24 protein-coding genes are annotated in these 24,948 nt (G+C 72.9%); 8 read left to right on the top strand and 16 right to left on the bottom strand.

Annotated features, from left to right (window positions below; all coding sequences use genetic code 11):
* Nucleotides 1–51 precede the first annotated feature (51 nt).
* From eccD to ACFPLC_RS26010, 6 genes are read right to left on the bottom strand one after another with little or no spacing between them, the layout of a single operon-like run.
* Nucleotides 52–1,422, bottom strand: coding sequence for a type VII secretion integral membrane protein EccD (gene eccD, locus ACFPLC_RS26035; RefSeq protein ID WP_378198756.1), 1,371 nt, complete (start codon nucleotides 1,420–1,422; stop codon nucleotides 52–54).
* The gene (locus tag ACFPLC_RS26030) at nucleotides 1,422–1,742 is read right to left on the bottom strand and encodes a YbaB/EbfC family nucleoid-associated protein (protein ID WP_004558471.1); all 321 of its coding nucleotides are present in this window, start codon (nucleotides 1,740–1,742) and stop codon (nucleotides 1,422–1,424) included. Before ACFPLC_RS26030 ends, eccD begins: the two co-directional genes overlap by 1 nt.
* Entirely contained in the window at nucleotides 1,739–2,209 is a 471-nt protein-coding gene (locus tag ACFPLC_RS26025; protein ID WP_378198759.1) for a hypothetical protein, read from the bottom strand. The genes ACFPLC_RS26030 and ACFPLC_RS26025 overlap by 4 nt, the downstream gene beginning before the upstream one ends.
* Nucleotides 2,209–3,570, bottom strand: coding sequence for a WXG100 family type VII secretion target (locus ACFPLC_RS26020; RefSeq protein ID WP_378198762.1), 1,362 nt, complete (start codon nucleotides 3,568–3,570; stop codon nucleotides 2,209–2,211). The genes ACFPLC_RS26025 and ACFPLC_RS26020 overlap by 1 nt, the downstream gene beginning before the upstream one ends.
* A gap of 3 nt (nucleotides 3,571–3,573) precedes the next feature.
* A complete protein-coding gene (locus tag ACFPLC_RS26015) occupies nucleotides 3,574–4,617 on the bottom strand; it encodes a WXG100 family type VII secretion target (RefSeq protein WP_378235938.1) in 1,044 nt (347 codons plus the stop codon).
* Between the two features lie 32 nt (nucleotides 4,618–4,649).
* Complete coding sequence (locus ACFPLC_RS26010) at nucleotides 4,650–5,420, bottom strand: WXG100 family type VII secretion target (protein WP_378198766.1); 771 nt, start codon at nucleotides 5,418–5,420, stop codon at nucleotides 4,650–4,652.
* 143 nt (nucleotides 5,421–5,563) lie between these two features.
* Here ACFPLC_RS26010 and eccCa point away from each other — a divergent pair, with 143 nt between their 5' ends.
* Nucleotides 5,564–9,490, top strand: a complete 3,927-nt coding sequence (gene eccCa / locus ACFPLC_RS26005) for a type VII secretion protein EccCa (protein ID WP_378198769.1) — start codon at nucleotides 5,564–5,566, stop codon at nucleotides 9,488–9,490.
* On the opposite strand, the gene ACFPLC_RS26000 is transcribed toward eccCa, so the two are convergent.
* The 3 genes from ACFPLC_RS26000 to ACFPLC_RS25990 all read right to left on the bottom strand — a co-directional run bounded on the left by ACFPLC_RS26000 (nucleotide 9,487) and on the right by ACFPLC_RS25990 (nucleotide 10,723).
* On the bottom strand, nucleotides 9,487–9,708 hold the full coding sequence (locus tag ACFPLC_RS26000; protein ID WP_378198772.1) for a hypothetical protein: 222 nt from the start codon (nucleotides 9,706–9,708) through the stop codon (nucleotides 9,487–9,489). The genes eccCa and ACFPLC_RS26000 overlap by 4 nt on opposite strands.
* Nucleotides 9,709–9,946: 238 nt before the next feature.
* Entirely contained in the window at nucleotides 9,947–10,567 is a 621-nt protein-coding gene (locus ACFPLC_RS25995) for a hypothetical protein (protein WP_378198775.1), read from the bottom strand.
* Nucleotides 10,568–10,591: 24 nt separating this feature from the next.
* Nucleotides 10,592–10,723, bottom strand: coding sequence for a hypothetical protein (locus ACFPLC_RS25990; RefSeq protein WP_378198778.1), 132 nt, complete (start codon nucleotides 10,721–10,723; stop codon nucleotides 10,592–10,594).
* A gap of 204 nt (nucleotides 10,724–10,927) precedes the next feature.
* On the opposite strand from ACFPLC_RS25990, the gene ACFPLC_RS25985 reads away from it, so the two are divergent.
* Nucleotides 10,928–11,632 carry a S1 family peptidase gene (locus tag ACFPLC_RS25985; RefSeq protein ID WP_446681643.1) on the top strand — a complete coding sequence of 235 codons (705 nt, stop codon included), beginning with the start codon at nucleotides 10,928–10,930 and terminating at the stop codon, nucleotides 11,630–11,632.
* A 253-nt stretch (nucleotides 11,633–11,885) separates the two neighbouring features.
* Here ACFPLC_RS25985 and ACFPLC_RS25980 read toward each other — a convergent pair whose 3' ends face one another.
* The 3 genes from ACFPLC_RS25980 to ACFPLC_RS25970 form a co-directional block, all read right to left on the bottom strand.
* Nucleotides 11,886–13,142 carry an IS4 family transposase gene (locus tag ACFPLC_RS25980; protein ID WP_378235794.1) on the bottom strand — a complete coding sequence of 419 codons (1,257 nt, stop codon included), beginning with the start codon at nucleotides 13,140–13,142 and terminating at the stop codon, nucleotides 11,886–11,888.
* 115 nt (nucleotides 13,143–13,257) lie between these two features.
* Nucleotides 13,258–14,661, bottom strand: a complete 1,404-nt coding sequence (locus ACFPLC_RS25975; protein WP_378203424.1) for a class I adenylate-forming enzyme family protein — start codon at nucleotides 14,659–14,661, stop codon at nucleotides 13,258–13,260.
* A gap of 32 nt (nucleotides 14,662–14,693) precedes the next feature.
* Entirely contained in the window at nucleotides 14,694–15,677 is a 984-nt protein-coding gene (locus ACFPLC_RS25970) for a hypothetical protein (RefSeq protein ID WP_378203427.1), read from the bottom strand.
* Nucleotides 15,678–15,893: 216 nt separating this feature from the next.
* Here ACFPLC_RS25970 and ACFPLC_RS25965 point away from each other — a divergent pair, with 216 nt between their 5' ends.
* From ACFPLC_RS25965 to ACFPLC_RS25940, 6 genes are all read left to right on the top strand, one after another.
* Nucleotides 15,894–16,238 carry a WXG100 family type VII secretion target gene (locus ACFPLC_RS25965; RefSeq protein WP_152603733.1) on the top strand — a complete coding sequence of 115 codons (345 nt, stop codon included), beginning with the start codon at nucleotides 15,894–15,896 and terminating at the stop codon, nucleotides 16,236–16,238.
* Nucleotides 16,239–16,255: 17 nt separating this feature from the next.
* The gene (locus ACFPLC_RS25960; RefSeq protein WP_003057455.1) at nucleotides 16,256–16,558 is read left to right on the top strand and encodes a hypothetical protein; all 303 of its coding nucleotides are present in this window, start codon (nucleotides 16,256–16,258) and stop codon (nucleotides 16,556–16,558) included.
* Nucleotides 16,559–16,661: 103 nt separating this feature from the next.
* Nucleotides 16,662–17,045 (top strand): hypothetical protein, encoded by a 384-nt coding sequence (locus tag ACFPLC_RS25955; protein ID WP_378203430.1) that lies wholly within the window; start codon nucleotides 16,662–16,664, stop codon nucleotides 17,043–17,045.
* A complete protein-coding gene (locus tag ACFPLC_RS25950) occupies nucleotides 17,042–18,361 on the top strand; it encodes a WXG100 family type VII secretion target (RefSeq protein WP_378203433.1) in 1,320 nt (439 codons plus the stop codon). The genes ACFPLC_RS25955 and ACFPLC_RS25950 overlap by 4 nt, the downstream gene beginning before the upstream one ends.
* Nucleotides 18,362–18,436: 75 nt before the next feature.
* Nucleotides 18,437–19,708 carry an alpha/beta hydrolase gene (locus tag ACFPLC_RS25945; protein ID WP_378203436.1) on the top strand — a complete coding sequence of 424 codons (1,272 nt, stop codon included), beginning with the start codon at nucleotides 18,437–18,439 and terminating at the stop codon, nucleotides 19,706–19,708.
* Entirely contained in the window at nucleotides 19,705–20,058 is a 354-nt protein-coding gene (locus ACFPLC_RS25940) for a hypothetical protein (protein WP_378203439.1), read from the top strand. Before ACFPLC_RS25945 ends, ACFPLC_RS25940 begins: the two co-directional genes overlap by 4 nt.
* Nucleotides 20,059–20,123: 65 nt before the next feature.
* Here ACFPLC_RS25940 and ACFPLC_RS25935 read toward each other — a convergent pair whose 3' ends face one another.
* The 4 genes from ACFPLC_RS25935 to nadA all read right to left on the bottom strand — a co-directional run bounded on the left by ACFPLC_RS25935 (nucleotide 20,124) and on the right by nadA (nucleotide 24,895).
* On the bottom strand, nucleotides 20,124–21,266 hold the full coding sequence (locus ACFPLC_RS25935; protein WP_378203620.1) for a S8 family serine peptidase: 1,143 nt from the start codon (nucleotides 21,264–21,266) through the stop codon (nucleotides 20,124–20,126).
* 88 nt (nucleotides 21,267–21,354) lie between these two features.
* On the bottom strand, nucleotides 21,355–22,248 hold the full coding sequence (gene nadC, locus ACFPLC_RS25930) for a carboxylating nicotinate-nucleotide diphosphorylase (protein ID WP_378203442.1): 894 nt from the start codon (nucleotides 22,246–22,248) through the stop codon (nucleotides 21,355–21,357).
* Nucleotides 22,245–23,888 carry an L-aspartate oxidase gene (locus ACFPLC_RS25925; RefSeq protein WP_378203445.1) on the bottom strand — a complete coding sequence of 548 codons (1,644 nt, stop codon included), beginning with the start codon at nucleotides 23,886–23,888 and terminating at the stop codon, nucleotides 22,245–22,247. The genes nadC and ACFPLC_RS25925 overlap by 4 nt, the downstream gene beginning before the upstream one ends.
* On the bottom strand, nucleotides 23,885–24,895 hold the full coding sequence (gene nadA, locus ACFPLC_RS25920; RefSeq protein ID WP_378203448.1) for a quinolinate synthase NadA: 1,011 nt from the start codon (nucleotides 24,893–24,895) through the stop codon (nucleotides 23,885–23,887). The genes ACFPLC_RS25925 and nadA overlap by 4 nt, the downstream gene beginning before the upstream one ends.
* Between the last annotated feature and the right edge of the window lie 53 nt (nucleotides 24,896–24,948).

The raw sequence follows: 24,948 nt of genomic DNA, 5'->3' as shown, positions 1-24,948 counted from the left end.
GGCACGGTCAATGAAACGTTCAGTCGAATATGTCGACCGCCGGACGACGACTCAGCCGCGGACGGCTTCGTACACCCCGGCAATCATCGCAACCACCGGCACCAGCGACAGCAGCACGAGAAACTCCGTCACGTCCAGCAGCCGGGACCAGTACGGCGACCGCAGCCCGCGCGCCACCCGCGTGGCGTACACCAGGCAGAGCACCGCCGCGCACACGACCGCGCAGCCCACCGCGAACACCGCCGTGCGCTGGCCCGACGCGACCAGCCACACCCCGGCGGACACCAGCGTGGCGACGCCGAAGCCGATCAGCACCAGCCGCTGCGCCCGGCCCGCGTACGACCGTGACCGCAGGATCCACGCCAGCCCCAGCAAACCCGCGAGCCCGGCTTCCCACGGCCCACCCGAGGCCAGCACGACGGAACCGGCCAGCACCACCGATCCCAGTGCCACCAGCAACCCGGTCAGCACCGCCTGCGCCCGGGACGTCCGGCCGATCATCTCCGTGCCCAGCGACGGCTGTTCGTCCGCGCGGAACGCCTCCATGTCGTCCGGGACGCGCGGCAGCGGCAGGCGGGCCAGGCGCAACGCCAGCATCGGCGCCACCGCGGCCAGCGCCGTGCACAGCACCGCGGCCACCGCCGCCGCCGAGCGCGGGGACACCCCCGCCAGCAGGACGACCCCGCAGGTCAGCGCGCCGAAGCCCGCCGCGCCGGTGATCGCCACGAACCACGGCAGGCGGTCGGCCACCGAGACCGCCGCCAAGACGCCGTACACCGTCACCGCCGCCAGGCCCGCGGCGAGCGGGCCCGCCGACAGCGAGAACAGCGGATGCGGTGGCAGCACCGACATCCCGGCCAGCAACGCCACGCCGACGCCGGCCAGCGAGCCCGCCGCACCCGCCTCGGCGTCGCCGTAGGCGCGGCTCAACGCGCCGCCGCCGAGCAGCAGCACGAGGGCGAGCAGCCCGGTCCCGATCGGGGCCAGGACACTGCCCGACGCCGCCGCCTGCACCAGCAAGCCACCGGCCAGGAGCAGGACCACCGCCGCCACCAGGCCGGACCGCCGGGCCACCGAGGGGCCCCAGCCACCGGACGTGTCGGCGACGCTGGCGATCGAGTCGACGACGTCGTCGAACAGCAGCGGACCCCGCGGGCGCTCCCGCGGGGTCAGGTGCAGCACTTCGCCGTCCCGGATCTGGGCCGCGGCGACGCTCAGGCCCAGTGCCAGTGGCGCACCGCCGAGCCTCGACAGCACCCAGCCCGGGTGCTCGGCCGACGCCTGCCCGGACGCCCCGGCCAGCCGCACGAGCTGCGGGACCAGCTCGGCGAACGTCGACTGCTGCGGGAGAGCGACGTCGACGCGGGCCCGCGGCGTGACCACCGTGACCCGCCGGGTCGTCCCGGTGAGCGATGCCGTCATCACACGTCTTTCGCGGCCGCGATCACCGGGGCGAACTTGGCGGAGGACGCCTCGGCGAGCTTCTGCAGCCCGGCGTTCACCGCCTCCAGCACGATCTCCGAGAGGTTGCGGGCGTCGTACTCGCGGATCGCGCGGGGGTCGATGTCGATCGAGGTGAAGCGGCCGTCGCCGCGGAGGGTGACGGTGACCTCGTTCTGCCGCGAGTGCGCCTTGACCTCCATCGCCTCGACCGTGCGCTGGATCCGCTGGACCTCTTCGGTCTGCTTGCGCACCTGCGCCAGCAGCTCGTCCATGTCGGGCACCGCGTACGGATCGGTCACTGTGCTTTCCCTTCTTGCTGCCGGACGTGGACACTGGCCACGAACCGCTGGAAACCGGGCGAGAGCCGCCGGGCGGTCGCGGGTGCGGCCGTGCAGGCGAGCTCGAGCACCAGGCGCTCCGCCGGCGTGGCGCCGGGGACCGTCAGGTGCACCTGGGTCTGGATCAGCTCGGTGCCTTCGCCGGTGCGCAGGCGCAGCAGCTGCATCACGGCGGGGGCGGCCGTGTCGCCGACGTCGCGGCGGTTCAGCACGTCGAGCCCGGCCAGCGTCCGCGAAAGGCGTTCGACCGCTTCTTCCGCGATGGCGTCGATCGTCGTGTCGTCGGGCCGCTGCTGCACGCTCACGGTGATGTTCGGGACGAACTCGCCCGGGGCGGCGTCGTGCACGGCGACGAACACCGCGCCGGAGTCGCCGGGGTCGACGGCGGTCCAGCCGTCCGGGATGACGAAGTCGAGGGGGAGGGTCATCACAGCCCCACGTACGCCACGGCGTCGTCCCAAGCGGCGCCGACGGCGTCGGCCGCGTCCGTTGCCGCGTGGCTGACCGCGTCGACCGCCGCACCGCCGTACTCGCCGATCGTGTGGCCGAGTTTCGGCAGGTCGATGTCGATCTTCGCGCCGACCCCCATGCCGAGGCCGAGCGCCGCGCCCGCCTTGAAGTTGACCTTGAGGTGCCCGGCGTCGTAGACGGCTTGGGCGTCGAGCTGCGCGCCGAGGCCGTACTGCAGCGTGCCGTTCGCGCCGACGCCGATGCCCGCGACGTCCGCGGCGACCTCGCCCTCGACCTTCCCGCCCACGAAAGCGTTCGCGTGCGCGCCGACGCCGTGGGCGCCGATCGTGCCGGACGCGCTCGCCTCGCCGCCGGCGAACACCGTGCCCTTGGCGTGGGCTTCGGCCACGCCCCACGCCTTCTTGGCTTCGGCCTCGCCGTGCAGCGCCGCGAGTTCCGCGTGCCCGGAGGCCGACGCGTCCCAGCCCTTCGAGGTGATCTTCCCGTCGTACTCCGGGGACCAGCCGTCCTGCTCGTGCTGGAACTTGTAGTAGGTGATCTCGGTGTTGCGGCCGATCTTGTTCTTCAGGCCTTCGGCTTCCGGCTGCCCGAACGGCGTGTCGGCCTTCTTCGGCGCGCGGGTGCCTTCGAGGCCGTCCCAGGTGAGTTTCTTCCAGCCGGAGTTGCCGAACCACGACGGCACGGTCCGCGGCCGCTTCCGGCCGTCCAGGGGCTCGCCGTTGAGCCAGTGCAGCGGCCCGCGGGCCCACTTGCCGAGCTCGTGTTCCAGGCGTCCGACGCCTTCGGGCGGGAACAACTCGGCGAGCGCGTCGGCGAACTCGTCGACGACCTGGCGGGCCGCGGCGACGCTCTGTTCCCCGAGGTGCCGCGCGGCCTGGATGAACGCGCCGACCGAAGCGGAGTTCACCGCGCGGGCCTGGGCGGTCAGCTGGGCGGCGTAGGAGTCGAACTGCGCGAGCACCGAGTCGACGGCTGCTTCCGCGGACTGCACGAGCCGGGCCGCGGTGGCGAGCCGGTTCGCCTGGTCGCCGAGCTTCGCGGCCGTTTCGGCGAGGTCCTCGCCGAGCTCGCCCGCGGCCGTCGCGAACGCGGTGTAGGCGTCACCGTCCCAGTCCGCGTGCAGCGTCTTCGCGGACTCGCCGATTTCCTTCGCCTGGCCGGAAACCGCCGACGCCCGGGTCGCGACCCGCTGCGAGGCGGCGCTCAGCGCACCCGGATCGCCGGTGACGCGCCGGCGGCACTCGACGAGCACGCGCCGGTACCCGGACAGCACGGAGCTGACCACCCCGGACGCGTCGACCACCCCCGAGCCCGCCACCGGTCAGTTCCCGGCCGCGTCGTAGCCGACGTGCTGGCTGAAGTGCTTGCCGTTGTAGTCCAGGGCGATGTCCAGGTCGAAGTCCTGCCCGCCCGGAGCCTCCACAGTGGACTCACCGGTGGTGAGGTTGGTGTGGATGACGACCTCGTCGGCGTGCCCGGCCGCGGGCACCGGCGCGGGTGCGGGTGCGGGTGCGGGTGCGGGGATCGACGGCGTCGTCCCGGGGTGGTCGACGGCGATCCAGCTGTTGGCCGGGTTCAGCGGGGCGCCGTTGCCGGTCACCGCGGTGCCGCCGCTGGAACCGCCGCCGGTGGCGAGCGCGGGCGGGGTGTAGTCGGTGAACGAGGGTTGCTGCGGGATCCCCCCGCCGCTCCCGCCTGCCACCGCCTGCTGCCCCGACGGGCTCGCCACCGGCGGCGGGGTCTGCGGCGCGGTGACCGGGGTGCTCCCGATCGACGGCGTCGTGGCGCCCGAACTGCCGGAGGAGTGGTGGAAGAGCTTCTCGATCTCGCCGATGACCTGCGCGAGTGTGGTCACCTGCTGGGCGAGGTCGACTGCGCCGAGCGCCTTGAGCAGCGCGCCGATCGCGGTGATGAACGCCCGCAGCGACGCGCTCGTCGCGGTCGACAAAGCGACCGCGGCACCGTAGGTCCACCAGTTCGACATCAGCGCGGCGACCGTGGGGTTCACCGCGGAAACGACCGCGCGGTAGGCCTCCTGCGCGGTCTTGATCAGCGTCCCGGAGACGCCGAGCAGCTCGGCGCCCTTCTGGACGACGGTGATGATCTTCGTCAGCTGGTCGAGCGAGTCGCTGATCTTCTTCAGCGCCGACTCGCTCGCCGCCCCGGACCAGATCTTGCCCAGCTGGTCGGCGGCCTTGGTCAGCTCCTGGTACATCGAGAGGAACTGCTCGGCCTTGCGGACCAGGTCCGCCACGTGCTTCGCGATCTGCTCCGGCTGGCCGGTGACGATCTGCGGGAGGATGGTGATCGGCCCGCCCGAGGACGCGGTCGCGTCCATCGCGCTGGAGTTCGGGAAAGTCAGCATCGGTCCTCACATGAAGTTCGAGGGGCGGACGATCAGACGACGGAGGCGGGCCGGTAGACGCTGACCTTCGCCAGCCCGCCGGTGCGGGCGTCGAGCAGCCCGTGGTTGTAGAGGCGGCCGCCGTCGCCGGCGACGCCGATGACCGGCTGGCGGTCGGAGAACAGCAGCGGCTCCACGACCACGACGTCGCCGCTGTGCACGCCGCCGGGCACGTCGGAGAACGTCCGCGCGGTGCCCGCGTAGACCTCGATCAGCCCGACCCGCGCCTGGTTGTCGGCGTCACCGGCGAGCCAGTCGTTGAAGTCGGCGACGCCGTGGAAGCGCGTGTCGGTGATCGGGTGGTCGCCGAGCCGTCCCAGCCGCGCGTCCCCCAGGTAGCGCAGCACGTTGCCGACCGACGACGGCTCGCCGTGGGCGCCCGCGCTGTCGTTGATGGCCAGGGTGGCCAGCTCGGAAGCGTGCGAGCTGCCCCAGATCGACGACGCGGTGCCGCTCGGCGCGTGCCCGCCGCCGTAGCCGGAGGCCACGTCCTGGTCGGCCGCCTGGTAGGCGTCGGCGCTGGCCTTGACCAGCCCGTTGATCTGCTGCAGCAGCTGCAGCAGCGTCCGGACGGCGGTGATCTGGCCGGAGTGCAGGGCCGCGTTCGCGGCGGCGACCGCGCTGCCGAACGTCGCGAACGACATCGGCGGCACGACGAGCCGTTCGAGGTCGGCCACGGCGTTGATGCCGTGCGCGAGGATGCCCCCGACGTTGCCCACGGCGGAGCGCATCGCCTCGGGCTCAGCCCGGTACTCGCCGGCCATGGCTCTCCTTCCGGGTGGCTTGCACGGCCCGAGCGTAAGTTCGGCCCCGGAAGCGGGCGGACGGCAAAAGTACCCACCGTGCCCGGGCGGCGAGTGGCCAAAATACCGGTCAGAGCCGCCCCGATCCGCTGGAGCATTGCCGCATGAGCATCCCGCCCGAGCGCCCGTCCGAGATCGTGCTGCAGTCGCCGCCGATGCTCCCGAAGAGCTCTTCCGGCGGCATGGTGCAGCTGATGATGTTCCTGCCGATGATGCTCGGCATGGGCGCGATGTCGTTCGTCTACATCGGACGCGACGGCGGCGTGATGACGTGGATCTTCGGCGCCCTTTTCCTCTGCGCCATGGGCGGCATGGTGGTGATGTCGCTGGGCCGCGGCGGGATGGCGAAGAAGGCGCAGATCAACGACGAACGCCGGGACTACCAGCGCTACCTCTCCGGGCTGCGCACCCAGGTCCGCGACATCGCCGACGGCCAGCGCGCGGCCATGGTCGCCGTCCAGCCCGACCCGGCCGACCTGTGGGCCTACGTCGAGACCGGGAAGCTGTGGGACCGCCGCCGCGGCGAACCGCAGTTCGCGCAGGTGCGCGCGGGCACCGGGCCGCAGCGGCTCGCGACCCCGCTGAAGGCGCCGCAGACCGTGCCGCTGGAGGACCTGGACCCGGTGTCCTCCACCAGCCTCAAGCACTTCATCCGCACCTACTCGACGGTGGACGGCCTGCCGGTCGCGCTGTCGCTGCGGTCGTTCGCCGCGGTCACCGTGGCCGGGCGGCGGCCGGCCGTGCTCGGCCTGGTGCGCGCGCTGCTGTGCCAGCTCGTCACCTTCCACTCCCCCGCGGACCTGCGGATCGCGCTCTGCGTGTCGCCGGACCGGCAGCACGACTGGGAATGGGCGAAGTGGCTGCCGCACGCGACCGCGGCCGGCGCGGCCGACGCCGTCGGCTCGCGGCGCCTGGCCGCCGAGACCGCGGCCGGGCTGGCCGAGCTCCTGGGCGCCGACCTCGGCGAACGCCCCGCGTTCAGCCGGCGCGCGGCCGCCGAACTCGACCTGCCCCACCTGGTGGTCCTGGTCGACGGCGGCAACGCCCACGGCGAGCCCCGGCTGGTCGGCCCGGACGGCAGGCTCGGCGTCACGGTGCTCGAAGTCGGGCAGGAGCACCCGCGGGCGTCGTCGTCCGAGAAGCTGCTGAGCCTGCACACCGCACCGGACTCCCTCGGCATGGTCGTCGGCGAAGGCGGCGAGCAGCGGCTCGGCTTCCTCGGCCGCCCGGACGTCCTCGACCGGGGCGCCGCGGAAGCCCTCGCCCGGATGCTGACGCCGTTGCACACCCCGGCCGCGGTCGTCGGCGAGAAGCCGATGTCGTCGACGTTCGGGCTGGCCGGGCTGCTCGGCATCGGCGACCCGCGCGACACCGACACCGCCGTCACCTGGGCGCCCCGGCCGGCCCGCGACCGGCTGCGGATCCCGCTGGGCGTCAACCCGGAAGGGCGGCCGGTCGAGCTGGACCTCAAGGAGTCGGCCGAGGGCGGGATGGGCCCGCACGGCCTGGTCATCGGCGCGACCGGGTCGGGCAAGAGCGAGCTGCTGCGGACGCTGGTGACGGCGCTGGCCGTGATGCACAGCTCGGAGACGCTCAACCTGGCGCTCATCGACTTCAAGGGCGGCGCGACCTTCGCCGGGATGACCGGGCTGCCGCACACGTGCGCCGTCATCACCAACCTCTCCGACGACCTCGCGCTGGTCGACCGCATGGCGGACGCACTCAACGGCGAGCTGCTGCGGCGGCAGGAACTGCTGCACGCGGCCGGGAACTACGCGTCGGTGCGCGACTACGAGAAGGCCCGGGCGGACGGCGCGCCGCTGGACCCGCTGCCGTCGCTGCTGGTGATCATCGACGAGTTCAGCGAGCTGCTGTCCTCCCGCCCGGAGTTCATCGACCTGTTCGTCGCGATCGGCCGGCTCGGGCGGTCGCTCGGGATCCACCTGCTGCTGGCCTCGCAACGGCTGGAAGAGGGCCGGCTGCGCGGGCTCGACTCCCACCTGTCGTACCGGATCGGGCTCCGGACGTTCTCCGCCGCCGAAAGCCGCGCGGTGCTGGGGGTCGCGGACGCCTACCACCTGCCGCCGGTGCCGGGCTCGGCGTACCTCAAATCCGACACCGAAACACTGATCCGGCTCAAGGCGGCCTACGTCTCCGGCGAGCTGCCGCCGCGCAGCACGGTCGTGCGCGAGGACGGGCGGGAACTGGGCGTGCTGCCGTTCTCCCTGGCGCCGGTGGAAATCCCGGTGACGACCGAGGTGTCTTCCGTCTCGGAAGCCGAGGGCACCGGCGAGACGATCATCGGCGCGATGCTCTCGCGCCTGGAGGGCCGCGGCCCGGCCGCGCACCAGATCTGGCTGCCGCCGCTGGCCGAACCGCCGACGCTGGACCAGCTGCTGCCGCCGCTCGGCGAGGACGCCGGGCGCGGCCTCTGCCCGCTCGGCTGGGGCGGCAACGGGAAGCTGACGATCCCGGTGGCGCTGGTGGACAAGCCGTTCGAGCAGCGCCGCGACCTGCTGTGGGCCGACTTCTCCGGCGCGGCCGGGCACGCGCTGATCGTCGGCGCGCCGCAGAGCGGGAAGTCGACGCTGATGAAGGACATCGCGGGCGTGCTCGCGCTGACGCACACGCCGGCCGAGGTGCAGATCTTCGTGCTCGACATGGGCGGTGGCGCACTGGCGCCGATCGCCGGGCTGCCGCACGTGTCCGGGTACGCCACGCGCCGGGACGCGCAGCGCTGCCGCCGGGTCGTCGCCGAGCTGACGACGTTGCTGGAGCAGCGCGAGGAGTTCTTCGCCGCGCAGGGCATCGAGTCGATGGCCGCGTTCCGCGCTCGCCGTGCGGAGTACACCGAGAGCACAGACGAGCGCGAGTTCGGCGACGTGTTCCTGTTCGTGGACAACTGGACCACGATCCGCCAGGAGTACGAGCAGCTGGAGGAGCAGATCACCGGCCTGGCCGCGCGCGGGCTCGGCTTCGGCATCCACGTGATCGTGTCGCTCAACCAGTGGATCGGCGTCCGCGCCCAGCTGCGCGACGCGATCGGGACGCGCTTCGAGCTGCGCCTGGGCGACCCGATGGACTCCTCGATCGACCGCAAGGTGGCGGCCAACGTCCCCGCCGACCGCCCGGGCCGCGGCATCACGGCGGAGAAGCTCCACTTCCTGGCGGCGTTGCCCCGCATCGACTCCGACCAGCGCCCGGAGACGATCGGCGCGGGCGGCGTCGACCTGGTGCGGCGGATCTCCGAGGCGTGGCAGGGGCCGCGCGCCCCGCAGGTCCGGCTGCTGCCGCCGGAAGTGCCGCTGGACACCTTGCCGCCCGCGCCTTCGCGGCAGGTCACCCTGGGTGTCGCGGAGTCGACGTTGCGGCCGGTGTACCTGGACTTCGCGGCGGACCCGCACTTCGTCGCGTTCGGCGACGTGGAGTCCGGCAAGTCGTCGCTGCTGCGCGCGATCGCGTCCGGGATCACGTCGGCGTACACGCCGGAGGAAGCGGCGATCATCGTCGCGGACTACCGGCGGGGTCTGCTGGGTGCGGTGTCCGAGCCGCACCTGCTGGGGTACGCGGGTGCGGAGGGCAAGCTGACCGACCTGATCGCGGAGTGCGCGCAGGCGATGCGCAACCGCCTGCCCGGCCCGTCGGTGACGCCCGAGCAGCTGCGAAACCGGTCCTGGTGGCGCGGGCCCGAGCTGTTCGTGCTGGTGGACGACTACGAGCTGGTGGCCACGGTGGGCCGCAACCCGCTGCAGCCGCTGCTGGAGTTCCTGCCGCAGGCCCGGGACATCGGGTTGCACCTGGTGATCGTCCGCGGGTCCGGCGGTGCCGGGCGGGCGTTGTTCGAGCCGGTGCTGCAGCGGCTGCGGGAGCTGGGCTCGCCGGGGTTGATCATGTCGGGAGCGAAGGACGAGGGCGCGTTGCTGGCGGACGTGAAGCCGTCACCCCAGCCGCCGGGCCGCGGAACGCTCGTGTCGCGGCGGCACGGGACGGGGCTCGTGCAGGTGGCGTGGACGAAACCGGCGGAAGCCTAGGCTTCGGGGCCGGGATCGGTTCTGCGCGCAGAACCCCGGCGCACGGCCTCCAGCGCGGCCCGCACGCCGTCGAGGAGTTCGGCGTCGGTGAGGTCGCCCGGCTCGCGGAGATCGGGGTCGATCGGGTAGTCCTCGAGCAGGAAGAACACCTCGCCGAGGGCCTGCCCCACCGCCTCTCCCGTCCGCTCGTCGCCCTCGTCCGCCCGCCGCCGGGCCACGCGGACGAATCGGGCTCGCGCGTCGTCGACCCGGCGGGCAGCGCACCACGGAGAAACCGGGGTGTGCCGGCGAACAGGGCGTACCCGAGGCCGGCGACCTGCGCGGCACCCGTCCCGAGGAAGACGAGCACCACCGACCAGCTCCGGTGTCAGCCGGTGGTCCAGCGGCAGCCCGCCCGACCGGACCAGGTCGAGCAGCGGCCGTCCACATCGGACAGTGCGACCACGGGAGCCGTGGTCATCGCGCCGGCCCGGTTTTCTCGGCGTCGAAGTGGTAGTAGCAGACCACCCGGTGCTTGCCCTGCGCCCAGCTCGACGACGTCGGCGTCATGACCTGGACGCGGACGCCGGACACCGAGCCGGCGCCGGCCTCGCACCGGGCCAGGGTGGCCCGGTAGAGCTCGAGGATGTCGGGCATCGGGCCCTCGCCCAGCGGGATGACCCCGAACGCCTCGCCGGTGTGCCGCTCGGTGCACGACGTCCGGAGCACGTCGGCCTCGCCCGAGGTGGACGGGGACCAGAAGCATGCGCCCGCGGCCAGGTCGAGCCCGTGCACCACGCTCTCGGGCAGCCGGTCCCGGCCGAGCTGCTGCCACCACGCCGTCCCGTGGGCGATCTTGTACCCGAGCACGCCCATCCACGCCGTGAAGGCCACCAACCCGCAGATCACCAGCACCAGCCCCCGCTGGCGCTGCTTCCTGATCCGGGCGATCGCGATGGCGCCGAACACCGGCGCGAGCAGGCCGCCCAGCAACCCCGACACGAGCGTGGCGACCGCGTAGCGGCTCACCGGCTGGTTGCGAAGCTCGGTGCGCATGAGCTCGTCGAAGAGCTCGGGATCGTGCTGTGGTGCTGTCATGTCTCCCCCTCCCGCGCCGGGAGCCTAGCGGGGGCCGGCCCAGGACTTCGCCACCTTTTCGAGCTCGACGGCGAACTTCCGCGCCGCCTCGGTGAGGTCGCCGAGATCGATCGTGCGGAAGCCGTGGGTGACCGCCGCCCGGAACCGCTCCGCCACCGCTTCGTCGGTGACGGCCGAGGCGAGGTAGCCGAGGACCCAGTAGTAGGTGCCGCTCGAGGCGATCCACCAGTCCGGCGAACCGGCACACGCCCACGGGTAACCGACTTCGGTAGGTTCCGAAAATCCTTCACGGCTCTTACGTTGAGCTGGACGTCCCGTTCGGGACGGATACCCGGATCACCTTGGCCGAAGGGCATTTTCATGCGAATGTCGAGGGCTGTAGCCGCGGTGGGCGCCGCCGCCGCGGCGCTGAGCCTGGTCTCAGCGGGGGTGGCGGACGCCCAGCAGGACATCATCGGCGGGACCACGGTCTCCTCCGCGCCCTGGGGCGCCCAGATCTACTGGAACAACGTGACGACCTACGGCGGCTTCGAGTGCTCCGGCACGATCATCGCCCCGCAGTGGGTGCTCACCGCCCGGCACTGCCTGAACTCGCCGGGCATGCACGTCAAGGTCGGCAGCGTGACCCTCCAGCAGGGCACGAACGCGAACGTCGACCAGCAGAAGGCGTCCCCGAACGGGGACATCGCCCTGCTGCACCTGTCGACGGCGGTCAATACGACGTACATGACGCTCGGCACCGGCAACCCGCCGACCGGGTCGACCAACCAGATCTACGGCTGGGGCCGCACGCAGGGCAGCAGCCCGCCGTCGAGCACCCTGAAGACGGCCAACGTGCGCGTGACGGGCCTGAGCTCGGACGCCTACGGCGGCACGGCGATCGCCAGCCAGGGCATCAACGGCTCGGCCTGGCACGGCGACTCGGGCGGCCCGCAGCTCTACAACGGCATGCAGGTCGGGGTGTGCTCGACGGGCAACAACTCCGGTTCGAACCCGCAGGGCACGCAGAACTACGCCAGCATCGCCTCCAGCCGCAGCTGGATCCGCACCACCGCCGGCGTCTGAAGCCTGCCGCAGCTCGTCGTGAGTGGTAAGGCGGGTTCTAACCCAATGCCACTTAGCTTGTGTTGATCATGCGGCGGTGGTGAGGGTGATGGTGGCGGGTCCGTTGTGGTGGGTGCCGGTGTCGGTGGGTTTCTTAATCCGGTATGCGGTGTGGCGGGCTCGTTTGACCACGCGTGGGTAGGTTCTGTGCCGGCGTTGCGGGTTGAGGTGACGGCGGGTGGTGATGGCGGTGGTGAGTGTTCTGGTCTGCTGGTTAGGGGGAAAAGGCCGCCGGGCCGGAGGTGGTCTGGCGGCGAACGAGGCGGACGGTGCGCAGGAATTTGACCCGGTCGGGGTCGATGTCGGCTTCGGTGGCGGCTCGGCAGATCAGTGTGCTGATGGCGTAGTGGGTGAGCAGGTAGCCGTAGATTTCCTGGCGGATCATGTCCGGGCTTTTCGATCGCAGGACCCGGCCGGGGCCGCGGAGGTGGGTTTTGAGCTGGTCGTTGCCGGTCTCGTGCTCCCAGCGCTGGTGGTAGGCCTGGGCGAGTATCTCGGCCGGGGCGTCGGCGGGATCGCCGATGGTGGTGATCACGCGGATCACCTCGTCCGGGTCGGGTCCGCGGTCGGGCACGGTGTACTCGATCACGCGCACCACGGTCGCCTCGGCGGGGTCGAGGTCACCGCCGTCGCGGGCGGTCTGCAGGATCTCGGCGCGGCGGGTGGTGCTGCGCACGGTCTTGTTGATCAGTACCGACAGGTAGGATCCGTCGTCCAGATCCATCAGCTTCGGGGTCTTCACCGTGGCGGGCAGCCGCCAGAGCAGGGCCGCGCCGGTGGCGGCCGCCTTGCTCCAGTCCTGGTAGCTGTAGAAACCGGAATCGGCGATCAGCAGCCAGTCCTCGGCCAGTGCGGGCCAGAGCCGGCGGGCCAGGGTCTGTTCGCCCTGGCGCTTCCCGCCGGTCCCGCGCCCGCCGATCCGGGTGGCCACGACTGCGTGGGAGGCGCACTCGGCGATGGTCAGTACCCGAACCTTTGCAAACGCGGATGCTTTCTCGCCGGTGCCGCCGGAATACCCGAACTCGGCGACGTTGGCGTCGGTGTCGGGGGCGTCCCACTCGAATCCGTCGATGCTCATCAGCCGCCATGGCCCCAGAAACGCGCCCTGGGTCAGCTCATCGGCTACCGGGACCGCGACCGTGTCGAACACCTCCGCCAGCGGCTCGGCGCCCAGCCGCTGGCGGGCCTGGGTGATCCCGCCTGTGGTGGGAATGTCCCAGCCCGGATCCCAGCATCCCCACGAGGCCAGCGTGCCGGCGAGGCGGGTCATGACCTCTTCGTAATCGTCGTCGGCGAACAACGACAGCGCCATCGCGTAGTACACCATCACGTGCGGGGGCAGTTTCCCGCCGGAGCGCTTCGCGCCCCGGCGGGTCACCGCGATCGCAGTGTCCACCGCGTCCCGTGGCACCGCCGTGGCCAGCACCCCCACCGACATCGAGTCCGCCCACCCGCCACCAATCCCGCTCACGGCAGCGACACTAACCAGCCAACCGACACCGCCAGAAGCACCACACCGACCAGCACAACATCAACTTAAGCTAAGCGGCATTGGGTTCTAACCCGCCTTACCACTCACGACCGGGTCAGTCCACAATGGAGGCTCGCAGCGCGGCCTTGTCCGGTTTCCCGGACGGCGCCACCGGAACCGCACCCACGAAGCTGAACCGCGCCGGCACCGCCGCCTCCCCCAGTTCGGCCGCCACCGCCTTGCGCACCTCGTCCAGGTCCGGCGACCGGCCCGGCGCCGGGACCACGAACGCGTGCGCCGCTTCGCCCGTCAAGGAGTCCGGCACCGCCACGACGTACGCCTGGTCGACGTCCGGGTGCGCGGCGATCGCCCGCTCGATCGGCCCGCAGTAGTGGATGATCGCGTTCACGATCACCACGTCCCGCGCGCGGCCGGACAGGTGCAGGTAGCCCTCGGCGTCCAGGAACCCGAGGTCCTGCGTGCGCACCCAGCCGTCGCGCAGCACCTCGGCCGTGGCCGCCCCGTCGCGCCAGTAGCCCGAGAAGGCCGACGGCGTCCGCACCCACACCTCGCCCTCGCGCACCGAGATTTCCACGGTGTCGCAGGGCTTCCCGACCGAGCCGAGGCCCTCGTCGGCCCGGCAGACGGTCAGTATCCCGGTCTCGGTCTGGCCGTACGCGTGGTGCATCGCGGGCCCGATCCGCTCGGCCGCCTCGGCGAGCGTGTGCGGCGGCACCGGCGACCCGGCCACGATCAGCGTCCGCAAGGCGCTCAGGTCGACGTCTTCGGAGCGGAGCACGTCGAGGATCCGGTGCAGCCGGGGCACGGTCGTCAGCGCCGCCGTGATGCCCAGCCGCGGCAGCACCGCCGGGAAGTCCGGCGGCGCTTGCGGGATCACCGCCGTTCCGCCCGCGAGCAGGCACACCCCCAGCTGCTCGACCATCACCGCGCTGGCCAGGGACCCGAACAGCAGGTACCGCCCGAACCCCGCGCCCAGCCGCTCGTGCGCCGAGCCCGGTACCGGCGGCCGCCAGACCCGGCCCTCGGTCAGCGCGCGGTAGCGGTAGGCCACCCCCTTCGGGACACCGGTGCTGCCGCTGGTGAACACGACCGTCGCGATGTCGTCGAGGCGTCCCTGCGGCACCGGCTCGGTGAAGCGGGCCACCAGGGAGTCCACCGGCAGCACCGGAACTCCGGCTTCCCACGGCTCGTCGGCGACCACCGCCGCGACGTCGCCGAGGATGTGCCGCAGCTGCGCCTCCGGCAGCCCGGGCCGCACCGCGACCGCGCGGGCGCCGAGCACGTGCACCGCGATCAGCGCCGCGAACCCCTCCGGGGTGACGGCGGTGGCGAGGCCGACGCCGTCACCCGGGCCGAGACCCGCCGCCCGCAGACCCGCGGTGAACCGGCCGATCAGCTCCCGCAACTCGCCGCGGGTGGTCACCCGCGCGCCGTGTTCGAACGCGGGGATCTCCGGAGCGCGCTCCAGCTCGTCCAGCAGTGCCTGCGGGTGGACCATCGCGACTCACCTCTCGCCCGGGGGATCCCGGTCTACCGGGCGGATCTCAGAATTTCGGCAGAGCCGACCGGGGGCCGCACCCGCAGGGACAGCTTGACCGCGACGGCGAGCGCCGCGATCAGGCCGGTGGCGGCCGCGAGCGTCCAGAAGTCCGGGTGCACGACGGACTGGCCGCGCTCGGCCTGCCAGGTGAGCAACGCGAGCAGGCCCGCGTAGCCCGCGCCCGTGGTCCGGACCAGCCGGCGGCGGACGACGTCGGATTCGAGCACCCGGTGGCGGCGGGCCAGCAGGAGCAGCCCGAACGCGACCAGCGGCAGCACCTGCAGGCCGTGGATGCCGATGAAGTGCGGGATCCGCAGGTCCCCGCCGGTCGTGCTCCAGCCGAGCACCGGCAGGCCGGGGCCGCCGTCGTCGACGCCGACCGAGTGCGCGCCGAACGTCGAGTACTTGCCGTTCGCCTCGAGCACCGCCTGCTGCGCCGGCGTCGGCGAGAACATCAGCGTCGCGACGTACATCCCCGCCACGGCGAGAGCGGCGCCCCAGCGCAAGGCCGACCTCAGGGCCCGGTCCGGGATGCGCTGGAACAGCAGCAGGACGGCGACGGCCGCGGTCATCAGCCACGCCGTGTACGCGCCGCCCGCGACGACGTTGTTGATCGCGGCGTCGGTGGGCGTCGACTGGTTGAAGTGCAGTGTGCGGCCGCGGACGACGATCTGCCACACCAGCAGCACGAAGTCCAGGCCGATGCCGGCGGCGAACAGCGTCCCGAACCACCAGCCGGCGCGGCGGCCGCGGCGCACGTGCGTCAGCAGCCACGCCAGCGTCAGCGCGTACAGTCCGATCGACACGGAGAACTTGAACGGCTTGAGCCAGATCGGCGCGTTGACCAGCGTGCGATCATCGATTAGGAGCCCGAGCAGCGAGACCGCGCACAGCACCCCCATCGCCCCGGCGAGCACCACCAGCGGGCGGTGCCACGCGCGGAGCGTGACCAGCGGATTTCCCTTGTCTGCCATGGCTCAAGCCTGGCTCGGGGACACCGCGGAGGCACTGGAGCGCACCACCGTCCCGGGGTGGGGAACGCCCTACCCCGGTCCACGTGGGTAATAGTGCCGTCACCGCGACCGGCAGTTGTGCCGTTTGACCACACTGGCCTCTTTTCTAGCGTGACTTTCACACCGCGCGGACCACCGCGCCAGGGGAATTCGCTTCAGGAAGGAGGTGGCCCGTCGATGTCCAGTCCGGGATTCCAGGCAGATTCCGCTGCCATGACGCGCGCCGTCCAGGGTTTCGAGGAAACCGCGACGAACGCCAAGTCCACGATGGCCAGCTTGGAGTCCGAGCTGACCGAGGCGCTGCGCAACTACAAGGGTGACCAGGCCGTGGCCTTCTGGGACCTCCAGCGCCGGCTGCAGGAGAAGATGTCCGCCGCGGTGAAGGAGCTCGACACGATGTCGCAGCTCGTGCACACCAGCCACGCGAACTACGGCCGCGGCGACGCCGACGTCCACCAGAGCTTCCAGGGGGTCGGCAACACCCTCGAGGGCTCGGGCGTGCTCCCCCGCCTCAACCCCTGACCGAGAGGACGCCCACCATGGCCGACGTCGTCGAAATCAACTTCGCCGCGCTGCAGCACAGCTCGGCATCCCTGGCCGCCAAGGCCAAGGCGCTCACCTCGCAGCTGGAGCAGCTGCACCAGAACCTGCAGCCGATCACCGCGACCTGGTACGCCTCCGGCAGCTCCGCCGGTGACGCCGCCCGCCAGGCGGAGACGCGCCTGCGCCAGGCCACCGCGGACATCGTCGCGATCATCGCGCAGTTCGGCGGGAAGGTCGGCGAGGCGCACGACCTCCAGCAGTCGCTGGAGAACCGCAACCAGGGACTGTTCGCGGGCTGATCCGCGCCCCAGACGTCGGTCGGCCGGTGCGGGAAACCCCCCGCTCGCACCGGCCGACCGGCTTTCCCCCTGTCCGCCAGTCGCGCCCAGAGAGCCGGGACCGATGCCAGACCAGTCGTACTACGTCCACCTGGAATCGCTGAAGGACTTCGTGCGGGAGCTGGAAACCCAGATCCACGCGATGTCGAAACCGAACGACTTCCTGCTCACCCTCGGCGAGGAGCCGCTGCTGTTCGGCGAGTTCGGCGAGGCCGGGTCGCTGGCCGAGGCCCACCGCGCCGCCGTCTCGGAGATGCAGGGCCTGCTCGACCAGGTTCGCAGCGCGATCGGGTTCGCCCAGGACGTCACCACGACGGTGGCCGACGGTTACCAGCACGCCGACCAGTCGGTGGCCGGGGACCTGCACGCTTCGGGCGCAGTCACCGGCCTGCTCGACCCGGTGCTGGGCCTGCTGGGCGGCGACACGAACGGGAGCGGCAAGGGATGACGAACACCGCGCACACGAACTTCGCCGCCTACAGCCACCAGCAGCTCTACGCGATGCTGCAGGCCGGCGACCCGAACAGCGCGCGGCACGCCGCCGAGAAGTGGAAGTCCGCCGCGCTGCACCTGCACGAGCAGGCCCACAACCTGAACTCCGAACTGACCGAGTTCTCCGGCCAGTGGACCGGGGGCGCGGCCGACCAGTACCAGCGGATGATCATCGACCTCGCGAACGGCATCTCGAAGGTGGCGCAGACCGCGGAGGCGATGAACGTGACGCTCGGCGACGCCGCCGACGCGCTGGTGAAGGCCAAGAAGGAGATGCCGCCGCCGGTCCCGGTGCCGGACGTCGCCCCGGCCGACGTCGCGCTCGCGGTGAATCCGCCGCTGCTGCCGCCGGACGCCTCGCCCGCCGTCGTGCAGGCCGCGGCGCAGCAGCGTCAGCAGGCCATCGCGAACGTCGAAGCGCAGCAGGCCGCCGCGAACGCCGCCGGGTCCGCGCACGGCAAAGCGATCGTGGTCATGACCCAGCTCGCCGGGGAGTACACCGCCGCGGAGGAGTCGATCCCGGCGTCGCCGAACGCCGTCCAGACCCCTTCGACCCCGCCCGCCGGCGGGGGCTCCGGGAGCGCCGGTTCGCCCGGCCTCGTCGGCAACGGCATGACCGGTGGTGGCGGTGTCGTCGTCACCCCGGCCGACGGGCACCCGCTGCCCGGCGGCGGCACGACGACGACGCAGCCCGGGACGACCGTGCCGACGTCGAACCCGCTGTTCGGCGACATGTTCACCGCCGGGCTCGCCGCGGCTTCGGCCGCCGCGTTCGGCCGGTTCGGCTCGATCATGCCGAAGGTGCCGTCGTGGGCGACCGGCAAGGACCCGAAGGAAGACAAGGAACAACCGCCGGGCACGAAGCTCGGCGGCGGTGGTGGTGCCGGCGTCGCGGGTGGCTCCGGTGGCGGCATCCCGATCGGCGGCGGTGACGCGCCTTCGCTCGGCGGCGGGGGCGGTGGCGTCCCGGTCGGCGGCGGCGGCCTGAGCGGTCCCGGTGAAGCCCCGGCGGCGCACTCCGGCCTGGCCGGCGACGGCGGCGCGGGCAACGCGCTGAGCGGGCTGGCCGGCGGTGCGGCCGGAGCCGCGGCGGCGTCGGCGGCCAAGGGCGCGATGCCGATGATGCCCATGATGCCGATGGGCATGGGCGGCGGCGGAGACATGGGGTCCGGGCGGCGGATCCCGGCCTGGCTGGTGGAGACGGAGAACGTCTGGGGCCAGTCGGCGCCGGTCGCACCACCGGTCATCGGCGAAGACCCGGAAGCGTACTGACCCCGTCGTGAGTGGTAAGGCGGGTTCTAACCCGCCTTACCACTCACGACCCCTGCGGCGGAACGGGAGGCGGCCGTGACGGCGGCTGGATATCGCGTGGCCCCGGCCCGCCTCGACGCGGAGGCGGGCGAGTCCGGTTCCCGGGCCGGGGCACTGGCCGAGGTGCAGTCGGCGGTGGCGGCCGAGAAGCTGCCCGCCACGGCGTTCGGCCAGGTGAGCGAGTCCGCCGCCGCGGCCAAGACGTTCGAGAAGACCATGACCGAGCTGGGCGCGAAACTCGAGTCGAGCGTCTCCCGGCTGCGAACCATCCAAAGTGGACTTACCGCCTGCGCGGCCGGCTACCGGCGCGCCGACGCGCAGGTCGCCGCGATGTACCGGGCGCTCCTGCCCGAGGATCCGTTGCCGCGCGCAGGAAACCCGGCGGGGATCGGCGGTGCGGCCGACACCGGCGCGTGGGCGCACGCGATCGCGGACAACCGCGTCAAGGTCGCCGATGCCTTGACCGCCGAGCGGTTGCGGCTGGCGACGACGACCAATGCGGACGAAATCGCCCGGTCGCAGGCCAGGATCAAGCTGTACGAGGACATCCTCGCGCACGACCGGCAGATCCTCCGGTTCGATCCTGCCGGCAACGGCCGGATCGCCGAGCTCGTCGGGCACATCGAGCCGGGGACGCGGAACGTCGGGCTGTTCGTGCCCGGCGTCAACACGCAGATGGCCAACTTCGACGCCTACGCCGGTCTGGGACGCAGCCTGGTGGCCGCGGACCCGGCCGGGCGCACGGCGGTCGTCGTCTGGGCCGACGGGGTGTTCCCGCAGGGCCCGGTGGCGCAGGGGCCGGACGCGGCGTACGCGCAGGCGATGGCCCCGGACCTCAAGCACTTTGCCGACGACCTGCGCGGCGAGATCGCCAGCCACGCGGGCTCCGGCGTCACGCTGACCGCGATCGGGCACAGCTACGGCGGGGCGACGGTCGGGCTCGCGGAGGCGCACGGCCTCGACGTCGACCGCGTCCTGCACGTCGAGTCGGCCGGCATGGGCCACGGCGTGTGGTCGCCGTCCGACCTGCCGCCGAGCCAGGCGGGGGTCCAGCGGTTCTCGATGACGGCGCCGCTCGACCCGATCGTCCTCGCCCAGGGCAACGCGTGGGGCCTGGAGTGGACCGGCATCGGCCACGGCGCGGACCCGGACGTCTTCCCCGGCGTCACCGAGCTCGGCACCGGCGCCGAGGCCGACGGCTCGCCGCTGTGGGGCGTGTCGTCGCACAACGACGTGCTGAAGCCGGGTTCCGATTCGTGGACGAACATCTACCGCGTCCTCACCTCCGATGGGAGCCTGGCGCGGTGACCCCGGAACTGACCCGCCTGGCGGGCGAGCTGACCACGGTGATCGACGACGTCGCGGCGGCCTTCGGCGGCCCGGCGGACCCGACGGTCTCGGGCGAGCTGGACTGCGACCCGATTCACCCGGGAAACCTGCTGTGCTGGCAGTACGGCGTCCGCGTGGACCACCCGGACGCACCGGAAACCCGCCTGGCGTCGCTCCTCCCGGCGTTGCACCGCGACGGCTGGGAGTCCCACGACCGCAGCACCCCCCGCGAGCAGATCACCCGCTTCACCCGCGCCGGCGCGGACTTCACGATCCACGTCGCCGGAGCGGTGACGATCATCGGCTCGACCCGCCCCGTCCCCGCCTGATGCCCCTCCGATCACGCGTGATGCCCCGCCAATCACCCGTGATGCCCCGCTGATCACAACCCGGGCTACGGGGTGAAGCGGGAGGGGCGCCAGCCCCGGCGCCGAGCACGCCGGACCGCCGCCACCGCCACCCCCGCGGCCGCGGCCAGCGCCACCCCGGCCACGGCGATCGTGCCCGCGGCGATGTCCCGCGGACGTGCCGCAGCAGCCTCGGCCGGGACCACCGCCGGCGCCGAGGCCGCGGACGGAACCGCGCCCGGCGGAGCGATGTCGGCAGGCAGGGTCGACGACACCGCCGCGTAGGCGTCCAGGACTCCCCAGCCGAGCCGCGGGTCGTGCCCACCGGACGGCGGGCGGTGGGCCGTCAACGTCAAGCGCGTGACGACCTGGTCGCCGGACAGTTCCGGGTGGTAGGCCCGCACCAGCGCCGCGACCCCGGCGACGTACGCCGCCGCGAGGCCCGGGTCGGTCAGCGGCCAGCGGTGCGCCACCGCGCCGCCCGCCCCCGCCGACGTGCTCACCAGCTCCGCGCCCGGCGCCGCGATACCGACGTAATCCCCCGCCTCCGTCTGCACCGGCGCGCCCGCGGGGTTCACCGAGCCGACGGCCAGGACACCGGACGTCGCCGTCGGGTACGTCCGCGCGCCCTGCTGGGTCGCCGACGCCGCCGAGACGACCACCGCTCCTCGCGAGCGCGCCCGCGAAACCGCCCCCGACAGCGCCGGGCTGTCGGCCGCCGCGGGCACGGCGACCAGGATGACGCCCGCGCGCCGGTCCACCGCCCGGTCGATCGCCGCGGCCAGCTCGCCCGGGTCGCCGCCGTCGCCGTCGCCGGTGGTGTACCGGATCGGCAGCAGCCGGACGCCGGGCGCGACGCCGGTGAAGGTCGTCGACGGATCCGGCTGGGCGCCGACGATCCCGGCCGCGATCGTGCCACGGCCGTCGCAGTCCGTGCGCTCGGTGCCGGCGCCCGAGTCGAGCTGGCCGGGGCCGAACTGCGTGTTCTGCGCGTCGACGCCGGTGCCGATCACGGCCACGAGCTGACCGCTGCCCCGCGTCAGCGGCCACAGCCGCGCCGGGTCGACCTGGCGCTGCCCCCACGGGACCTCGCCGGTGTACGTGCCGGACGGGTTCGCGCAGCCCTGCGCCGAAGCGGCCGGTGCCCCGAAGACGCCGAAGGCCGCCACCAGACCCGAAACCGCGAGCACCGCCGGTATCCGCACCCGCACCCCCGAAGCCGAAAGACGGTGGCGGACAAGGAAGTCCGCCACCGCCAGTCTAGCCCGGAACGCCGGCTCAGCGAAGGTCCATGCCCAGATCCAACGCCGGTGAAGAGTGGGTCAGCCCGCCCACCGACAGGTAGTCCACACCGGACAGTGCGTAGGCCTTACCACGGTCGAGGGTGAGTCCACCAGAGGATTCCAGCCGCGTCTTCGGCGAAACTTCGTCGCGGCGCGCCACCGCGCGGCGGCACTCCTTCGGCGTGAAGTTGTCCAGCAGCACCTCGTCCGCCCCGGCGGCCAGGGCTTCCTCCAGCTGCGCAAGCGTGTCCACCTCGACCTCGCAGGCCAGTTCCGGCGCGTGCGCCCGGGCCGCGGCCAGCGCCGCCGTCACCGACCCCGCGGCGACGACGTGGTTGTCCTTGATCAGCACCGCGTCGCCGAGGCCGAGCCGGTGGTTGACCCCGCCGCCGCAGCGGACGGCGTACTTCTGCAGCAGCCGCAGCCCCGGCAACGTCTTGCGGGAGTCCCGGATCGCGCAGCCAGTGCCGTCCACTTCGGACACCCAGGCGGCGGTCGCGGTGGCGACGCCGGAGAGGTGGCACAGCAGGTTCAGCGCCGTGCGCTCGGCGGTGAGCAGGCCGCGCACCGGGCCGGCCAGCACCAGCGCCGGCTCCCCCGCGACCAGCCGGTCGCCGTCCTCGCGCCGGGCCAGCACCTCGTACCCGTCGCCCAGGACCAGGTCGAACACCGCGAGCGCCACCGGCAGCCCGGCGACCACCCCGTCCACGCGCGGGGTCAGCTCGGCGACCGCGGCCGCGTCGGCCGGCACCGTCGACGCCGTCGTCGCGTCCGGCCCGTACCGCAGGTCCTCGCCCAGCGCCGTGGACACCACGCGCTCGACGTCGTCGACGTCGAGGCCCGAAGCGGCGATCAGGCGGCGGACGGAGTCGGAGATCGGGAACGTCATGCCACGCCTTCCAGTGCGATCGGGTCGGCCAGCACGGGCTGACCGGACGGGCTGAGCCGGATGAGCTGGCTGCGCCGCCAGCCGTCGTCGCGGGCCGGGAAGTCGGTCCGCACGTGGCAGCCCCGCGACTCGGTGCGCCGGACGGCCGCGGCGAGCAGCGCTTGCGCCACCACGGTCAGCGCCGCGTCTTCGACACCCGCGTGCGTCCACAACGGAGTGTCCGAAAGCGACAGGTCGAGCACCGAACCGGCGGCCGCCAGCCCGTCGGCGTCGCGTCCGATGGCCGCGTACCGGCTCATCACCCGCTGCAGGGAGTCGCGCTCGGCCGCCGGCGCGGTGGTCCGCGACGGCAGCCGCCCGCGGGCCGGGTCGGCCAGCAGCCCGGCCGCGAGGTCCGCTGCGACCGCTTCGGCCACGCGCTGCCCGACGACCAGTCCTTCGAGCAAGCTGTTGGACGCCAGCCGGTTCGCGCCGTGCAGCCCGGTCCGCGCGACCTCGCCGGCCGCGTAGAGCCCGGCCACCGACGAGCGTCCGTCCACAGTGGTCACCACACCGCCGCACGAGAAGTGCGCCGCGGGGGTGACCGGGATCGGGTCCACGGCGGGGTCGAGGCCGAGCGCCGCGCAGGCGGCGAACACCGTCGGGAAGCGCTGCGCGAACCCCTCGACGCCGGTCGCGTCGAGGAAGACGTGGTCGTCGACGCCGCCGGGCGCGGTCGCCATCCGCCGGGTGATCGCCGCCGAGACGACGTCACGCGGCGCGAGGTCGCCGAGCGGGTGCACGCCCCGCATCACCGGCAGGCCGGCGCCGTCGACCAGGGTGGCGCCCTCGCCGCGCACCGCCTCGGTGACCAGCGGGCAGCGGCCGCGCGCACCCGGCGTGTAGAGCACGGTCGGGTGGAACTGCACGAATTCGATGTCCGCCACGGCCGCCCCGGCCCGCAGCGCGAGCGCGAGCCCGTCGCCGGTGGCGATCTCCGGGTTCGACGTCGCCTGGTAGAGCTGCCCGATCCCGCCGCTGGCCACCAGCACGGCCGAGGCGCGGACGGCGCCGGGCACGCCGTGGCGGTCGAGCACCGTGACGCCGGCGACCCGTCCGCCGGGGGTGAGCAGCGCGTCGACCGCGATGTGGTGCTCCAGCACCGGCACCCCCGCCCGCCCGGCCTGCGCGACCAGGGCGCGTTCGACCTCGGCGCCGGTCGCGTCGCCGCCCGCGTGGATCACGCGGAACGCGCTGTGCCCGCCCTCGCGGCCCAGCGCGAGCAGCCCGGAGGCGGCGACGTCGAACTTCGCGCCGTCCGCCCGCAGCCGGGCGACCGCGGCCGGGCCGCCGTCGATGATCGAGCGCACCGCCGGCTCGTCGCAGAGGCCGGCGCCCGCGGTGAGGGTGTCCTCCGCGTGCTTGGCGACCGAGTCGCCGAGGTCGTGCTGGTCCGCCAGGACCACGGCGACGCCGCCCTGGGCCCAGCGCGTGTTGCCGTCCGCGACGGCGGCCTTGGTGACCACCAGGACGTGCAGCCCGAGCGCCTGCGCGCGCAGCGCCGCGGTCAGCCCCGCGACCCCGCTGCCGATCACGACCAGATCGGCACGAGCTTCCCAGACCGGGGTTTTCGCCCGTGGGTCATTAACCGGCGTGGTCATTCGCCGCCGCCGGGCTGCCCGATCTCGATCATCCGCTGCACGGAAGCCCGCGCGCGAGCGGCCGTCTCGACGTCGACGTGGACCTCGTCGAGGCCGTCACGCAGGCAGCGCAGCAGCGCGGCGGGCGTGATCATCTTCATGTACCGGCAGGACGCGCGGTCGTTCACCGCGCGGAAGTCGATGCCCGGCGCGGCCTTGCGCAACTGGTGGATCATGCCGATCTCGGTGGCCACCAGCACGGTCTTGGCCTTCGTGTCGCGGGCCTCGTGGACCATGTCGCCGGTGGAAAGGATCTTGACCCGGTCCGGCGCCACGGCACCCTCGCCGGCCAGGTAGAGCGCCGACGTCGCGCAGCCGCACTCGGGGTGGATGAACAGGTCGGCGTCCGGGTCGGCCGCGGCGCGCTCGGCCAGCTCGGCGCCGTTGATGCCCGCGTGGACGTGGCACTCGCCCGCCCAGACGTGGACGTTGTCCCGGCCGGTGACGCGCTTGACGTGCGCGCCGAGGAACTGGTCCGGCAGGAAGAGAACCTCCTGGTCGGCCGGGATGGAAGCGACGACGTCGACCGCGTTCGACGACGTGCAGCAGATGTCGGTCTCGGCCTTGACCTCGGCCGTGGTGTTGACGTAGGAGACGACCACCGCGCCCGGGTGCTCGGCCTTCCAGGCGCGCAGCTCGGCGCCGGTGATGGAGTCGGCCAGCGAGCAGCCGGCCCGCGCGTCCGGGATCAGCACCGTCTTCTCCGGCGCGAGGATCTTCGCGGTCTCGGCCATGAAGTGCACGCCGCAGAAGACGATGGTGGAGGCGTCGCTACTCGCCGCGATGCGGCTGAGCGCGAGGGAGTCGCCGGTGTGGTCGGCGATGTCCTGGATCTCCGGCACCTGGTAGTTGTGCGCGAGCAGGACCGCGTCGCGCTGCTTCGCCAGGCGCCGCACCTCCTCCGCCCAGGCCGCGTTCGCCTCGACCCCGCCGTAGGGGGTGAGGTCTTGATCGAGCGTCGAAGTCATGCTGGCCCTCCTGGACCTGTCTCCGGTTTTCGCCTTACAATCGAAAACCGTGC

The organism is Amycolatopsis plumensis, from assembly GCF_042652605.1.
GTDB classification, from domain to species: domain Bacteria; phylum Actinomycetota; class Actinomycetes; order Mycobacteriales; family Pseudonocardiaceae; genus Amycolatopsis; species Amycolatopsis plumensis.
Note: the sequence above shows the minus strand (reverse complement) of the source record. Positions and strands in the feature narration are given on the sequence as shown.

Excerpts from the sequence above, each read along its gene's own strand:
- ACFPLC_RS25965 (WP_152603733.1), top strand. The coding sequence starts at position 15,894 with ATGTCCAGTCCGGGATTCCAGGCAGATTCCGCTGCCATGACGCGCGCC.
- ACFPLC_RS25960 (WP_003057455.1), top strand. The coding sequence starts at position 16,256 with ATGGCCGACGTCGTCGAAATCAACTTCGCCGCGCTGCAGCACAGCTCG.
- ACFPLC_RS26010 (WP_378198766.1), bottom strand. The coding sequence starts at position 5,420 with ATGGCCGGCGAGTACCGGGCTGAGCCCGAGGCGATGCGCTCCGCCGTG.
- eccD (WP_378198756.1), bottom strand. The coding sequence starts at position 1,422 with ATGACGGCATCGCTCACCGGGACGACCCGGCGGGTCACGGTGGTCACG.
- nadA (WP_378203448.1), bottom strand. The coding sequence starts at position 24,895 with ATGACTTCGACGCTCGATCAAGACCTCACCCCCTACGGCGGGGTCGAG.
- nadC (WP_378203442.1), bottom strand. The coding sequence starts at position 22,248 with ATGACGTTCCCGATCTCCGACTCCGTCCGCCGCCTGATCGCCGCTTCG.
- ACFPLC_RS25970 (WP_378203427.1), bottom strand. The coding sequence starts at position 15,677 with ATGGCAGACAAGGGAAATCCGCTGGTCACGCTCCGCGCGTGGCACCGC.
- ACFPLC_RS26015 (WP_378235938.1), bottom strand. The coding sequence starts at position 4,617 with ATGCTGACTTTCCCGAACTCCAGCGCGATGGACGCGACCGCGTCCTCG.
- ACFPLC_RS25950 (WP_378203433.1), top strand. The coding sequence starts at position 17,042 with ATGACGAACACCGCGCACACGAACTTCGCCGCCTACAGCCACCAGCAG.
- ACFPLC_RS25985 (WP_446681643.1), top strand. The coding sequence starts at position 10,928 with ATGCGAATGTCGAGGGCTGTAGCCGCGGTGGGCGCCGCCGCCGCGGCG.
- ACFPLC_RS26025 (WP_378198759.1), bottom strand. The coding sequence starts at position 2,209 with ATGACCCTCCCCCTCGACTTCGTCATCCCGGACGGCTGGACCGCCGTC.
- ACFPLC_RS25975 (WP_378203424.1), bottom strand. The coding sequence starts at position 14,661 with ATGGTCCACCCGCAGGCACTGCTGGACGAGCTGGAGCGCGCTCCGGAG.
- eccCa (WP_378198769.1), top strand. The coding sequence starts at position 5,564 with ATGAGCATCCCGCCCGAGCGCCCGTCCGAGATCGTGCTGCAGTCGCCG.
- ACFPLC_RS25995 (WP_378198775.1), bottom strand. The coding sequence starts at position 10,567 with ATGACAGCACCACAGCACGATCCCGAGCTCTTCGACGAGCTCATGCGC.
- ACFPLC_RS25925 (WP_378203445.1), bottom strand. The coding sequence starts at position 23,888 with ATGACCACGCCGGTTAATGACCCACGGGCGAAAACCCCGGTCTGGGAA.
- ACFPLC_RS25955 (WP_378203430.1), top strand. The coding sequence starts at position 16,662 with ATGCCAGACCAGTCGTACTACGTCCACCTGGAATCGCTGAAGGACTTC.